The organism is Autumnicola edwardsiae (genome assembly GCF_031846505.1).
GTDB classification, from domain to species: Bacteria; Bacteroidota; Bacteroidia; order Flavobacteriales; family Flavobacteriaceae; genus Autumnicola; species Autumnicola edwardsiae.
The window spans coordinates 1-14421 of the sequence record NZ_JAVRHP010000083.1; the positions used below are offsets into that span (position 1 = coordinate 1).

General features: G+C 39.4%; 15 protein-coding genes and 1 pseudogene. 8 read left to right on the forward strand and 8 right to left on the reverse strand.

Annotation, left to right across the window (positions count from 1 at the left end; genetic code table 11):
• The first annotated feature begins 140 nt into the window (after positions 1-140).
• Entirely contained in the window at positions 141-995 is an 855-nt protein-coding gene (locus tag RM529_RS13275; RefSeq protein WP_311485263.1) for an SDR family NAD(P)-dependent oxidoreductase, read from the forward strand.
• Between the two features lie 77 nt (positions 996-1072).
• Here the strand turns inward: RM529_RS13275 and RM529_RS13280 are convergent, their stop codons facing one another.
• The gene (locus tag RM529_RS13280) at positions 1073-1546 is read right to left on the reverse strand and encodes a hypothetical protein (protein WP_311485264.1); all 474 of its coding nucleotides are present in this window, start codon (positions 1544-1546) and stop codon (positions 1073-1075) included.
• Between the two features lie 239 nt (positions 1547-1785).
• On the opposite strand from RM529_RS13280, the gene RM529_RS13285 reads away from it, so the two are divergent.
• The 6 genes from RM529_RS13285 to RM529_RS13310 all read left to right on the forward strand — a co-directional run bounded on the left by RM529_RS13285 (position 1786) and on the right by RM529_RS13310 (position 8282).
• Entirely contained in the window at positions 1786-2034 is a 249-nt protein-coding gene (locus tag RM529_RS13285; RefSeq protein WP_311485265.1) for a DUF7218 family protein, read from the forward strand.
• A 169-nt stretch (positions 2035-2203) separates the two neighbouring features.
• Positions 2204-2977, forward strand: coding sequence for a non-homologous end joining protein Ku (ku, locus tag RM529_RS13290; RefSeq protein WP_311485266.1), 774 nt, complete (start codon positions 2204-2206; stop codon positions 2975-2977).
• Positions 2977-5436 carry a DNA ligase D gene (gene ligD / locus RM529_RS13295; RefSeq protein ID WP_311485267.1) on the forward strand — a complete coding sequence of 820 codons (2460 nt, stop codon included), beginning with the start codon at positions 2977-2979 and terminating at the stop codon, positions 5434-5436. The genes ku and ligD overlap by 1 nt, the downstream gene beginning before the upstream one ends.
• 70 nt (positions 5437-5506) lie before the next feature.
• Complete coding sequence (locus RM529_RS13300) at positions 5507-6544, forward strand: App1 family protein phosphatidate phosphatase (RefSeq protein WP_311485268.1); 1038 nt, start codon at positions 5507-5509, stop codon at positions 6542-6544.
• A gap of 334 nt (positions 6545-6878) precedes the next feature.
• Entirely contained in the window at positions 6879-7886 is a 1008-nt protein-coding gene (locus RM529_RS13305; protein ID WP_311485269.1) for a 2-hydroxyacid dehydrogenase, read from the forward strand.
• Positions 7887-7895: 9 nt separating this feature from the next.
• Positions 7896-8282: a VOC family protein gene (locus RM529_RS13310; RefSeq protein ID WP_311485270.1), complete on the forward strand. Its 387-nt coding sequence runs from the start codon at positions 7896-7898 to the stop codon at positions 8280-8282.
• Between the two features lie 131 nt (positions 8283-8413).
• Here RM529_RS13310 and RM529_RS13315 read toward each other — a convergent pair whose 3' ends face one another.
• The 7 genes from RM529_RS13315 to RM529_RS13345 all read right to left on the reverse strand — a co-directional run bounded on the left by RM529_RS13315 (position 8414) and on the right by RM529_RS13345 (position 13657).
• Positions 8414-9568, reverse strand: a complete 1155-nt coding sequence (locus RM529_RS13315) for an alpha/beta hydrolase (RefSeq protein WP_311485271.1) — start codon at positions 9566-9568, stop codon at positions 8414-8416.
• 211 nt (positions 9569-9779) lie between these two features.
• Complete coding sequence (locus tag RM529_RS13320; RefSeq protein WP_311485272.1) at positions 9780-10430, reverse strand: SDR family oxidoreductase; 651 nt, start codon at positions 10428-10430, stop codon at positions 9780-9782.
• 104 nt (positions 10431-10534) lie between these two features.
• Positions 10535-10657, reverse strand: a complete 123-nt coding sequence (locus RM529_RS13325; RefSeq protein WP_311485273.1) for a hypothetical protein — start codon at positions 10655-10657, stop codon at positions 10535-10537.
• 47 nt (positions 10658-10704) lie between these two features.
• Positions 10705-11955, reverse strand: coding sequence for an aspartate kinase (locus RM529_RS13330; RefSeq protein WP_311485274.1), 1251 nt, complete (start codon positions 11953-11955; stop codon positions 10705-10707).
• Complete coding sequence (locus tag RM529_RS13335; protein ID WP_311485275.1) at positions 11952-12431, reverse strand: GNAT family N-acetyltransferase; 480 nt, start codon at positions 12429-12431, stop codon at positions 11952-11954. The genes RM529_RS13330 and RM529_RS13335 overlap by 4 nt, the downstream gene beginning before the upstream one ends.
• Before the next feature lie 59 nt (positions 12432-12490).
• Complete coding sequence (locus RM529_RS13340) at positions 12491-12979, reverse strand: GNAT family N-acetyltransferase (RefSeq protein ID WP_311485276.1); 489 nt, start codon at positions 12977-12979, stop codon at positions 12491-12493.
• A 252-nt stretch (positions 12980-13231) separates the two neighbouring features.
• Positions 13232-13657, reverse strand: a complete 426-nt coding sequence (locus tag RM529_RS13345) for a TerB family tellurite resistance protein (RefSeq protein ID WP_311485277.1) — start codon at positions 13655-13657, stop codon at positions 13232-13234.
• Between the two features lie 139 nt (positions 13658-13796).
• Between RM529_RS13345 and RM529_RS13350 the strand changes: the two are divergent.
• Positions 13797-14421, forward strand: a pseudogene (locus RM529_RS13350) (ligase-associated DNA damage response exonuclease); the annotation flags it as partial.

Below are 14421 nucleotides of genomic sequence, written 5' to 3' on the forward strand. Positions count from 1 at the left end.
TTTACTTTTTTGTTTCGAAAAAAAAGAAGGAACAGTCAAATTCTTAAACTTATTATAATCACCCTTTTTTATTTAAAATTTTAAATCTGAAGTGGTAATTTCAGTCTGAATATTTATTAACCAGACTAAAAAAGAAAACTATGGGAAGATTAAGTGAGAAAACAGCAATTGTAACGGGTGGTGCCACAGGAATCGGTGAAGCTATAGCAAAACGTTTTTGTGCCGAGGGCGCTAAAGTGCTTATTATAGGCCTTCCGGATAATCCGGTGGATGCAGTGGTGAAAGAAATTGAAGAAAAAGGAGGTGAAGCTTTGGCTTTTCACAAAGATATTTCTTCCGAAGAAAATGTAAAGGAGGCGATTAAACTTGTTATCGATAAATGGCAAAAACTGGATATTCTTATTAATAATGCGGGTGTTTTCCCTGAAAGCAATACTGCAGATGAATTCTCTGTGGAGGCATTTGACAATCTTATAAAGAACAACGTCCGCACTACATTCATGTTTACCAAATATGCCTTGCCGGAACTGCAAAAAACAAAAGGGAATATTGTTACTGCAGGATCAGAATCGGCTATCCTCGGTATTCCGGAAGTAGCAGTTTACGGCGGGACTAAAGGCTTTAACCATTCTTTTACCAAGGGAATTGCCGGGGAACAGGCAAAAAATGGTGTGAGGGCAAATATTGTTGCTCCGGGAGCAGTAGATACTGCATGGACTCACAAGGAGACCGGTCCTATGGACGAAGAGATGGAAAAAACGATGGTAAATGCGACTCCTATGGGCAGGCGCGGTACTGTGGAAGAAGTTGCAAATATATACTTGTTCCTGGCTTCAGATGAGGCTTCGTACGTTACAGGATCTGTCTATTCTGTAGACGGCGGTATTACTATAGGAAAAGGGGCTGTGGGACAACAGGTTCCCGATGAAATGAGAGAGAAAAAAGTGGGGATGGATGTTAAGCACTCCAAAGAAGGAGCTACTGAGCTGAAATAGAATCTTCTTGAGGCTTTGTTGGGGATATAGCTTTCAGGACTTCCTGTGCTCAAAAGACAGGGAGTTCTGGAAGCTGTTTATATAGATCCAATGGGGTATTTTTTAATTCCCATAATATTCATTTCGCTAATAGTAAGGTAAATTTTATGCCGGTGAGACATAAGTTTTTCTCTTATTTTGCCATCAGTAGCTTTGGCCAGGCATTCCATATATTTTTTATAGCTGGTGCTTTCGCGTTTAAAACATTCATAAAAATTTCGCTTGTTATTAATCTTAAATGCAGGGGAACTGTTCCTTATCTTTTTAGGACTAATAAAGTTGGGAATGTTATTATGACTCAGGGCATGGACCTCTTTTTGTAGTTCTTTAATAAGCTCTTCCAGGTCTTTAGTAAATACTTCCTTCTGCTTACAAAGACGCAGGAAGATATTCTTCTTGTAGATCTTATCACAAGATATGTAAGCATTCTGGTAAAACATACAGTTTACCAGATTTTCGGATCTTAGCTCCTCTAGCAGTTCTATTAATAATATTTTCTTCTTTAATTTCATTATATATAAAGATTTGTACTATAAATTTAGGATATGTCAAAAAATGAGATTAACGCAAATGCTTTTTTAACTTATTTTTAGGTTTGTTTAAGGGATTTGTTATTACTACTCTTTTCTTTAATTAGCAGCTGATATTATTGATTTTAAGCGGAGTTAAAACAGCGTTAATCCGTTGATTTTGTTTAAGTAGAACAGGCTTTTGTTGTAGCTTTATTAGTCTAACTTTTAATTTATTCGTTATGGCTAAAAATCATGGACCACAGATTAAAAATGATGAACAGTATGAAAAGTTACGTGACAAAGGGATGAGCAAAACAAAAGCTGCACGTATTGCGAACGATCCAAACTCTGGCAAAAAAGGTGGTAAGGCAGATAAATATGAAGAAAGGAGTAAAGAAAATTTGTATGAAGAAGCCAAAAAAGTAGGAGTAGAGGGAAGGAGTAAAATGAGTAAAAAGGAACTAATAAAAGCCCTTCGGAATTCGTAAAGTGTCTGCAATCTTTAACAAAAAGGTGGGCACGAATTTTCCTGTTTCCTAATTTGTTCTTCAATTTTCCTGTAAGAAGAATATTTCGTTGCCGGTATTGCTTCAGGAATAATTCCGAAGAAAATTATTTCATTCTGTAGAAATTATTTACTAACATAATTTTAAATATATGAGGTCCATCTGGAACGGTTCAATAAGTTTTGGTTTAGTGTCTATCCCTATTAAAATGTATTCTGGTTCTGAAGATAAAAAAATAGACCTGGATATGTTAGACAGACACGATAATGCCCGTATTCGCTACAAAAGAGTAAACGAAGATACAGGAAAGGAAGTGGAATGGAAGGATATTGTAAAGGGATATAAGCAGGGCGAAAAATATGTGGTGTTGGAAAAGGAAGATTTTGAAAACGCTAATATGAAGAAAAGCAAGACAATAGATATTGAAGAATTTATCGAAGAAAAAGAAGTAGCAGACGTTCTTTTTAAAAAGCCATATTTCCTTGAGCCGCAAAAAGAAGGAGGAAAATCTTATAATTTACTGCGCAACGCTTTGAAGAAGACTAAAAAGCTGGGGGTGGCAACTTTTGTGATGAGGCAAAAGGAACATCTTAGCCTGGTTGGAGTTTATAAAGATGCACTCGTGCTTCATGTAATCCGTTTTTCTGATGAAATACGAGATCCTGGAGAGCTGAAGTTACCCAAAACCAAAGTCGAAAAAAAGGAAGTGGATATGGCTGTTTCGCTTATCGAACAATATACGACCGACTTTAGTTTCGAGAAATTCAAGGATATTTACAATGATCAGCTAATGAAGATCATCGATTCCAAATCTGCCGGAAAAGTTTCGGAAGCAGAGAAGTTTGAAAGCAAACCAACTCCTGCAAAAGATCTTATGGCTCAACTTAAAGCAAGTTTGGATAAAAAGAAAGGTAAAGCTTCCTGATGGGCTTAGAGGAATATTTTAAAAAGAGAAACTTTGAAACCACCCCAGAGCCCAAAGGTTCAATCTCCACTAATAATGGGCAGCTAAGGTTCGTTATCCAGCGGCACCAGGCCAGCCGGTTACATTATGACTTAAGGCTGGAACTAGAAGGGACCCTCAAAAGTTGGGCTGTTCCCAAAGGTCCTTCCATGAATCCCGGAGACAAGCGGCTCGCAATCCAAACCGAAGATCATCCTCTGCAATATCTAACTTTCCATGGCACCATTCCCAAAGGCAATTATGGATCCGGGGTAATGGATATCTGGGATGAGGGCGTTTACAGGGAAGCTGGTGGTGTTAATAATAAGCAATTGGCCGTACAACTGGAAAAGGGTGATCTTAAACTTGAATTCTTCGGAAAAAAAATTATGGGCACCTTTGCGCTTGTGAGAACAGGACGGGGAGAGGGAAATCAATGGCTGCTTATTAAAAAGAAAGATGATTTTTCTATTGATTCTTTCTACGATGCCGAAGAATATACTTTTTCTTCAGCAGAAAAAAAACAACCGGAACCTAAAGTGAAAACCCTCCAGCCTACCGAGGTCATCAAACCAATGATGGCCACCACTACAAAATCTATTTTTAACGATCCCGACTGGATTTATGAATTAAAATGGGATGGTTATCGCATGATTGCGAATATAAAAGATGGCGAGGTGGAGTTGTATTCCAGGAACGGAATTTCCTATAACCAAAAGTTTTCCAGGCTGGTGCGTGACCTAGAGCAAATTTCCCATAATGTCATCCTGGACGGTGAAGTTGTGGTGGTAGATAAAAAAGGCATCCCAGACTTTCAGAAGTTGCAGAATTACGATGAAACTACATTAGGGGAATTACGGTTTTACGTCTTTGATATGTTGTTCTTAAATGGGCTGAGTATGATGGAATTACCGCTTGTGCAACGGAAATCCCTTATAGAAGAAGTGATAGAAGATACTTACCATACCTATTACTGTGAACATATGGAAGGTATGGGAAGTACTTTTTACAAGAGAGCCATAGATGCGGGGATGGAAGGTGTGATAGCGAAAAAGGCAGATTCTACGTATTCCCCGGGATATCGTAGTGAAAAATGGCTCAAGATAAAAGCTATAGAAAGTACCGAAGCTATTATTTGCGGCTATACAGATTCTGAAAGTGGAAGTTTTGGTTCGCTTATTTTAGGAATGTTTAAAGAGGAAAAGCTTACCTATATCGGCAATTGTGGATCGGGTTTTTCTGCTTCAAAGCAGAGAGAACTGCTTAAAATGTTTAAGGAGCGGGAAATTGATAAAAACCCCTTCGGAAAAAAAATAAATTTAAAGGGGCGTAAACCAAACTGGATCAAACCTGACTTAATCTGTGAAGTACAATTTACTGAATGGACCAAAAGCGGAAACATGCGCCACCCGGTTTTTAAAGGGCTGCGGGATGACAAAAATATTCCTGAGATCACCGGAGAAACAGTAGTTGATAAACCAACACCAACAGAAGGCAATTCTGAAGCTACTGCTACTTCAGGCTCAGCCTCCTCCAAAGCAGGGCACTTAGAAATTGGAGGAATCCAGGTTCCGTTTACAAACCTGGAAAAAGTTTACTGGCCGGAGTCGGGTTTTACTAAATACGATCTTATAGATTACTATCTAAATATTTCAGAAGTTATTCTTCCGTATTTAATCGACCGTCCGCAAAACCTCCACCGGCATCCCAACGGAATAAATCAGGATGGCTTTTACCAAAAAGACAACGAAGGTATTTTACCAGATTGGGTTGAAACCACTAAAATCCATTCAAAATCTTCAGAAAAGGATATTGAATATATGCTTTGCCAAAAAGAGGCCACCTTGCTTTATATGGCAAATCTGGGCTGTATAGAAATTAATCCCTGGAGTTCGCGTATTCAAAACCTTGAAAAACCAGATTTTACGGTTATTGATATAGATCCTTCAGAAAAAAATACGTTTGAAGAGGTTATTGAAGTAGCACAGGCAGCAAAAGTGGTGCTGGAAAAAGCAGGGATAGAAGGTTATTGTAAAACTTCCGGTTCCAGTGGGATTCATGTATATATCCCGTTGGGTGCGCTTTATACCTACGAAGAAGGCAGGGATTTTACAAAACTGCTCTGTTACTTTATCAATGAAATGTTGCCGGAAATTACCACGATGGAACGTAATGTAAGAAAGCGGAAAGGAAAAATTTACCTCGATTACCTTCAGAATAGAAGAGGGCAAACCCTCGCCGCTCCTTATTGTGCACGTCCAAAATCCGGCGCAACAGTCTCTGCCCCGCTCCTTTGGAAGGAGGTGAAGCCTGGATTGCAATTATCAGACTTTAATATTAAAACTATGCCGGAAAGAATAGAGCGGAAAGGGGATTTGTTTGCTGGTGTGCTCAAATCTGGAATAGATATGGGGGAAGCTTTGGAACGCCTGAATACATGAAGCACGAAAATTGGCAATTTTCGGCATCGGCTTTTTTGTAGTATTATTAATATGAATAGAACCGCTTACAATGTTTAAACGTCTAAAGAAATTTATAGGAAGATACCGAAACCTAGAGCAGGTACTTTTAATACCCTACCGCAGCTATGGGACCTATTCCCGACTGTATGTCTTTGGTAGGGCGCTGGATAACGAGCCGCTAAAAATTGTTCAGGACCAGTCTTTCCTGAATACCGCAAAAAACACCTGGAAACAGTTTGATAGTTTTGAAATTCCCGATTCTGAGGTTGAACTTATAATTCCGGGGAAGATAAAGCTAAGTCATAAAACCAACGGGGAGGGATATTTTCTATTCGATAAGACTTTGCAGGAAAATGTAGCAGAAAATGCCGACGAAGAAGGCTGGATCGATTACCAGCTGCATTACAAAGGTGAAATTTCACCAAAGACAAAAATGCTGGAAGATCATTTTAAGGGAGAATTCCTTGTACCGCCTGCAGATGCCGAATATGGAGTGATTAGTGATATTGACGATACGATTTTGCACACAGGCGTTACTTCTTTTTTAAAATGGCGGTTGCTGAAAAATTCTTTACTTACCAACGCCTATAAGCGTATCCCGTTAAAAGGTGCGCCAGATCTTTACCAGAAGTTGCACCACGGAAAGACCGGAAAAAATCAGAATCCGATGTTTTACCTGAGTAATAGTCCGTGGAATATGTATGAATATTTGAAGCTTTTCCTAGACCACAATGGATTTCCCAAAGGTCCACTCTTACTTCGGGATTTCCGTACACCTTTCGACAGGACCACAAAACCGGAAAAGCCTCATAAGCAAAAGGAAATTGCCAATATTCTAAAGACCTATCCCGATCTAAAGTTTATACTCATTGGAGACAGCGGGGAGCACGACGCTTCTATTTACACCGAAATTGCTGCCCAGTATTCCGACAGGATCCTTGCGATTTATCTACGGAGTGTAAAGCATAAACGGCAGATGGAAAGGGTGCGGAGTGTAATTGATAATTTTGATTCCACACCTTTATTAATGGTCAATTCTTCTGAAGAAGCTGTAGCACATGCAAGGGAAAATGGGTTCATAAAGTAAAACCAGTAAATAGCCTTTTAACCTGTTAAATAGTGGTATTGAGTTAAAACATATCTAATAATGCAAGAATAAATAAGAGTTCAGGCCACTCGGGACTTCAAAGCTCACTTGGCTTGCAGGAAGCTCTTGATTTAAAAATTTAATTCTTGCAGCGCAGCTAATGCTTATCTTTTGTTGATTGGTATTAGGTTTTAAAAGTAGAACAGACCGCCACTAATTTTCTTAATTAAAATCATTCTTTAACTTTGTAAGTTATCAATCTGAAATGAGTTTTAATCATTTCTCAGATCGGTAAACAAAAGTTAAACAATAGATGAAATCTAAATAACTGACCATGATTATTCTACACGCAGATACCAATCACCCAATATTACTTAAAAAACTTGCCGAAGCAGGACATCACAACATCGAAGCTTATGAGCAAAGCCGGGAAGAGACTTTGCAAAATCAACATTTGTATGATGGAATTGTAATAAGGAGCCGGTATACCATAGATAAAGAATTTATAGACGCAGCCCCAAATCTGAAATTTATAGCCAGGGTAGGCGCCGGACTCGAAAATATAGACGTTCCTTATGCTGAAAAAAACGGGATAACGCTGTTTTCTGCGCCCGAAGGTAACATGAATGCTGTGGGAGAACACACGCTGGGAATGCTGCTTTCCCTCTTCAATAAATTGAATAAGGCCGATAAAGAAGTGAAAGAAGGACTATGGCACCGGGAAGAAAACCGCGGGATAGAACTGGATGGTAGAACAGTGGGGATTATAGGTTACGGAAATATGGGAAAAGCTTTTGCCAAAAAATTGCGCGGGTTTGATGCTGAGGTGCTTTGCTATGATATTAAAGAAAATGTGGGCGATAAAAATGTGCGGCAGGTAGATCTTGATGAATTTTATGAAAAGGTAGATGTAGTAAGCCTGCATACACCCTGGACAGAAGAAACCCATCAAATGGTTAACAATGAATTTATCGGAAAATTTAAAAAGCCTTTCTGGTTTATTAATACTGCGAGGGGAAAAAATGTGGTGACTGAAGATTTGGTGGCTGCTATAAAAGATGGCCGTGTCCTTGGTGCCGGTCTGGATGTGCTGGAATATGAAAAAGCATCTTTTGAAAGTCTTTTTGCCAATAAAAAGAACGTTGCGATAAGCGCGGCAGAACCATTACCGGAAGCCATGCGCGAATTAATGTTTCTTCCTAACGTGATCCTTAGTCCGCATGTGGCCGGATGGACGGTGGAATCGCACAAGCGACTGGCTAGTGTAATTGCCTCTAAAATTACTTCTAAATTCGGACTGGGGGAAGAGCAGAAGGAGGCTCCTCTTCGCACAGATTTTTAAAAGGTTTATATGAAAAACAGGGTTACAGGAATAGGTGGTGTGTTCTTTAAAACCAAAGATCCCAATGCAATAAAGGATTGGTATAAGAAGCATCTTGGCCTAAATACAGATCAATGGGGTTGTACTTTCTGGTGGAAAGATGCTGAAGGGAACGACTGTTCTACACAGTGGAGCCCTTTTAAAGAAGATACAAGCCATTTTAAACCTTCGGAAAAGGATTTTATGATGAACTATCGGGTAGAAAACCTGGAAGAGTTGTTGAAGGTGCTAAAAGATGAGGGAGTTGAGGTATTTGATAAGATTGAGAATGCCGAAGAAGGAAAATTCGGCTGGATTATGGATCCTGAAGGAAATAAAATTGAGCTTTGGGAGCCTAACGATAAAGCTTTTCTTTAACTGAAGAAAGTTGTCCGAAAATTGCCATTTTCGGCATTGGAGCTGAAGCTGGCCAAGCTATTATGTAAACAAAAAGCTGTCTCAATCTATTAAGTTGAGACAGCTTCCTCTCTAACAAAAAACACCTTTTTTTAATTAGTACCAAAGCTTTCTTTAAGCCGGTCGGTGGCAAATTTTTGTGCTTCCACAGCCTGTTCCAGCACGGCTGCCATTCCAAAGAATTCATGCGTCACTCCCTGGTAAACTTCACGTTCTACGTCAATACCGGCTTGTTCCATTTTTTCAGCAAGTTCGCCTCCTTCATGCTCCAAAGGATCAAGTTGTGCATTTATAATAGTAGTTGTTGGTAGTCCCTCTAAATCAGCGTCAATAAGGCTTATAAGAGGATCGCTTTTTGATTCCTGATTAGGAGAATATTTTTCGAAAAACCACTCCATAAAAGGACGGTTGAGGGGTGAAGCATTTTCATATTCATCATAAGATGGAGATTGTACGTCGCCATCTGCTATGGGATAGACCGATAAGATGTGTACGGGTAATTTCACGTTTTGCTCTTTAGCCATAATAGGAATAGCTACAGCCAGGTTTCCTCCGGCGCTTTCTCCGGCAGTTGCAATATTGTTTTCATCTCCTCCAATTTCCGAAGTATTTTCCACTACCCATTTATAGGCAGCAAAAGCATCATCATGAGCAGTTGGAAAGGTAAATTGCGGTGCCTGTCTGTAAGCCACAGAAACTACGATAGCACCGGCCTTTGCAGCAAGGGCTTTTGCAGATGGTTCGTAGGTGTCAAGATCGGCTATCACCCAGCCACCACCGTGATAATATACAATGACGGGTAGTTCTTCTCCGGGATTCATTTCCACCGGCTTATAGATGCGTACTAGTATACCTTCTTCCGGGCCAACATCAAGAATTTTGTGGGAAATATCAACCTTAGGTTCTTTGGCTGACATTCCTGATTTAGCGAGAAGAGCCATAACAGCTCCTGCAGGTAGCTTTGCATTCCTAAGCTGAAATGCACTCATTTCAACCGGTTTTGGCATTTCAAAAGCTTTAAATTGCTCTAAAACAGCCAGCATTTGCGGATCAATATTTGGAGCCCAGTCCGGAGCCTCTCCCTTCGGCATAATTTCCATAGGGTTTGATGCAGTCACTTCAGGTCCTGTCATCATTTTTTCCTGTGCTGATAATCCTGTAAAATTCAGGAGTACAAGTGGTAATAAAAAACTCATTGAGGTTCTTAAAATGCTCCTTTGAAGAGCGATAGGTAACAATCTTTTCATTTTTCAAATAATTTAGTTTTACAATTTTTATTTAATGTACAACTAAATGTAAATGAGTGACATACGCTTAACAGAGTTTATGAGGATTGTAACTTTTTTTAAGGAAAAAGAAAATGGGTGCTTCTTTGCTTCAAGAACCTTATAAATATTGGTGTAGATAAAAAGAAGGCTGCCCATTTGAGCAGCCTTAAATTATAAATTTAGAATATTTTTATCCTAGTTTACTCAATTCAATCATTGCAGACTTAATAGATTCCTGCCCTTCAATGGCTTCAAAAGATATATTTTTCATCAAAGGATCTGCAAGGCTCATTACCAGTAAAAAAGCGACATCATCCCGGGAAATCTCTCCCTGCTCATTAAGCTTTTCAGCAAGTTTTACTTTTGCAAGGCCCATGTCATCTGTAAGCGCTCCCGGCTGAACAATAGTAAAAGGAATTCCGCTTTCCCTTAAATGATCATCTGCGGTTTTCTTAGCTTTCAGATAATGTTCAAGGTCTCCAAATTTTTCAGGAGTATCTGTGCCCATCGCGCTTAGCATGATAAACTTCTTAACGTTGGCATTTTTGGCGGCATCAATAAGTTTTATTGCTCCATTTTGGTCTACTGCCGTGGTTTTATCTGGACCGGTATGTCCACCAGATCCTGCAGCAAAGATAACTTTGTCTATTCCCTGCATGGTATGGTCTACATCTCCTTCAAGATCTGCAAGTATACTTTCTACTTCCATATCTTCAAAAATCTGCTTTTGTTCCTCTTTTCTGATCAATGCCACAGGGGAAAAATTCTCTGTATTATTAAGAATTTCCACAACTCTTTTTCCTGTTTGGCCGTTAGCTCCGGCTATAAGTATATTCTCCATTTTTGTTTAAATTTTTGTGTCTGTTAAGGTAATAATGAAAAAGGGGCTCTCCTAAGTAGAAGCTTAGAATAACATGAAATTAACAAGCATGGAGTTGCTACCTCTTATTTCAATTTTTTCCCTGTTCCCGTAAGTCCTGAAGTTACCCAGCCGGGAGAAGTGCCGGGAATCTGAAATATTTCGGAGCTCATAACCGTGGCCACTCCTTTTAAGTTTACAACCTTCATATTAAAGCGAATTACTTCGCTAAATATGAATCTTTAGATGACATCTTCTATTCTGTAGTAACAAGCTGTACCGTATTTTGAGCCACCTGCTTTAAAAGTACTTTCTTATCTTTTTCCAGAGTTTTTACGGCAGCGTCTGTAAAATGCCGAATGGTGTACAGGGAAACTCCGGTAGTGAAATTAACTTTGTACCGGGCCTTTAAATGCTGAATAAGTTTTTCCAGGTTATTAAATTTATTATCAACACAAACTGAAAAGCTAATAGCAGAATTCTGAATAAGATCTACTTTAATCTGATATTGGTGAAAAATCCTGAAGATTTCGCTGATGTTTTCTTCTACCATAAATGAAAAATCCAGCGAAGAAAGGGAGATCAACACCTGATTTTTCTTTACAATAAAACAAGGAATTAGCGGGATAATGTTTTGCCCTCTGCTCACCGCAGTCCCGGGATCTTCCGGGTTTAAAAAGGATTTTACATACAGCGGAATTTCCTTTCGCTGTAGCGGCTGTAAGGTTTTTGGATGAATTACCGAAGCGCCGTAAAAAGCGAGCTCAATGGCTTCTTCATAAGAAATTTGTTCCAGCAACTGCGTTTTTTTAAAAATCCTTGGATCGCCATTTAAAACCCCGGGTACATCTTTCCAAATTGTAACACTCTCGGCATTTAAGCAATAGGCGAAAATGGCAGCAGTATAATCGCTTCCTTCCCTTCCTAAAGTAGTGGTGAAATTGTTGGGATCTGAAGCTATAAAGCCTTGCGTTAAATTAAGCTCATCTCTCTTTATTTTCTTCGGAATTTCCTCCTGCGTTTCTTCCCAGTTTACCTGTGCGTCCCGGTAAGTAGCATCGGTTTTTATCAGGTTGCGGGCATCCAGCCAGTTATTCGCAAGTCCTGAAAGTTTTAAAAATTCACTTACAACCGTGGTAGAAATCAATTCGCCATAACTCACCACCTGGTCGTAAACAAAATCGTATTTGGTAGATTTATTATGGGCGAGGAAATTTTCCAGATCGGTAAAAAAAGCTTCAATTTTATCAAATACCGAAGCAGTTGGATTCTGAAATAATTCGCTTACAATTTTCTGATGGTATTCCTTTACAACAGATAATGGAGCACGAAAATTGCCATTTTTGAGGTATGCCGCTACCACCTCTTCCAGGGAATTTGTTGTTTTTCCCATTGCAGAAATTACCACAAGTTGGTTTTTGTTTCCTGACTTTTGCAGGACGTGGTAGACGTTTTTAACCCCTTCGGCATCTTTTATAGAAGCTCCCCCAAACTTGAAAATTTTCATTTCCTTTTTTTGAGGTTTTTCCTGATTCCGGTTTCTCCCATGTGCACGGTGTACCAGTTTTTCTTAATATCGGCGCCGGTATTTTCGTAAAATTCAATGGCGTTTTTATTACCTTCAGAAACCACCCATTCAACCCTTCTTACACCATTGTCATAGCCGTATTCCACAACTCTTTGGTAAAGCGCTCCTCCCAGGCCGGTTCCTCTCATAGATTCCCTCACAATAAGGTCTTCCAGGTGTACGGTTCTGCCCTTCCAGGTAGAAAATCTGAAATAGACCAATGCCATTCCTTCAATTTTTCCATCTACATCTGCGACAAAACATTTGAAATTGCCTTCTTCGAACCCTTCCTTTTCAAGATCCTCTATCTCTATTTCTACTTCACCTGAAGAATTTTCGTAAGCGGCAAGTTCCTTAATTAATTCAAGAACGGCTGCCATATCTTCTTTTCGTGCTTCGCGTATTTTATAATCCATAGTATTGGCGGTTTTATACAAAAATAGGAATAGATTTTTACAGAAGACAGATATTGAGCTTAGTTTCCGGTGGTTTTACTCAAAAACTTCTTCATTTGGCCTTCATCCATTTGCACGGTCCACCAATCCCGAAAAACAGTCGCCCCGCTGCGTTCATAAAAATCCACGGCATTTTTGTTCCAGTCCAGCACCACCCATTCAGTACGTTTCACACCTTCTTCTTGCGCAAAAGCAATTACTTTACTGTAAAGGGCACTTCCCAGTCCTTTACCGCGATATTCTTCCCTCACAATAAGGTCTTCCAGGTGAACAGTCTTCCCTTTCCAGGTAGAATATCTAAAATAGAGGAGTGCCATCCCTTCAATTTTACCTTCAACTTCGGCAACAAAACAGGTAAATAAAGGATTTTTACCAAAGCCATCGCGTTTAAGATCTTCAGCATCTATAATTACAGCGTCGGGTTCTTTTTCGAAAACTGCCAGTTCGTTTATTAACTCCAACACTTGTGGCATATCTTCTTTGGTGGCCTCACGGACTAAAAATTCCATAAAATAGTATTTTGAACAATTAATATAACAAAGTCTGATGAGAGTTTACTGAACCAGACGATTTCACCTCCTGCAAGTTTTTAAAAACCTTGTGGGGCTGTTTGAAAAGCAGGTCGAAAATTGCCGTTTTTCAGGCATGACTGTTTTTTCTTTAAGAGGTGATATTTTCTGAAAGGCAAAAGAAATTCTGTCCTCTCCTTCTTCGGAAGAAAAAGATGATAAAAAGCTAAATTCAGCTGAAATTGATACGATTTACTTTTTGTTCAGAAGATAGCGGTAGTCGTCAAAGTCTAATTGCCCGCTAAAAATCTGGATGGATCTTTTTATTATCCCTTCAGAATCTTCGCTGGAAAATCCTAGTCCAATGGCGTACTTTTTTATTAAAATAGTTTCCTCTTCATCCATTTCGTGATCTGCGTAGATAATTTTGAAGAGATCATGCAGCCGCTCCAGCCTTTTCTCCACACTGTTGTAGCCATTTATAGGGAAAGAAGTAGGGTTTTCTATCACTTTCTCATATTCATTAGGTGCGATATCCAGTTTTCTGGCGAAACGTTTCAGCATAGTTTCTTCTTCCTGGTTAATTTCTCCGTCGCTGGCCGCTAAATTCACAATAGCTGCGAAATGACTTAAGTTACGTAAATGCTCTCCCGAGCCGAACAAATCTGAAAATGACATCTGTAAGTTTTTAAGCAAATATAACCAAAGACATAATTCTTTTACCTCAAAATGCTTTAAAAGCCGCCTGGAACATTCGCTAATGTTTTCTTAATCGCTTTTTTTAAGATTTCAATTTAATTAATTTCATCTGTAACCCATGAGAAATTCAGCTACACCTTTACTTGCTTTCAACAAAAAAGGAATTTACTGCGCCGCGGCAGATGTTTATTTGGATCCCTGGAAACCGGTGGATAAAGCAATTATTTCCCACGGCCATGCAGACCATTCCCGCTGGGGCCACAAAAAATACATTACCCATCACACCAATGTGCCAATTATTAAGCATCGGCTGGGAGATATAGAAGTTTCAGGTAAAGATTGGAATGAGATATTTACGATAAATAATGTAAAATTTTCGCTGCATCCGGCAGGGCATATCATTGGCTCTTCCCAGATAAGGGTAGAGCATAAAGGGGAAATTTGGGTTTTTACAGGGGATTATAAAGTAGAAGACGATGGCGTTGCAGTTCCTTATGAATTGGTGAAATGTGACACTTTTATTACCGAATGCACTTTCGGATTGCCTGCTTTTAAATGGCAGCCACAGCAGGAAGTTTTTGAAGAAATCAACAGTTGGTGGGAGCAGAATCGTAGTGAAGGCAGAACCTCGGTTTTATTCGGATATTCCCTCGGAAAAGCACAACGACTGCTGAAACATCTTAATCCCGAAATTGGTAAAATTCACACCCACGGCGCGATAGAAAATATGACCGAAGTGTTGC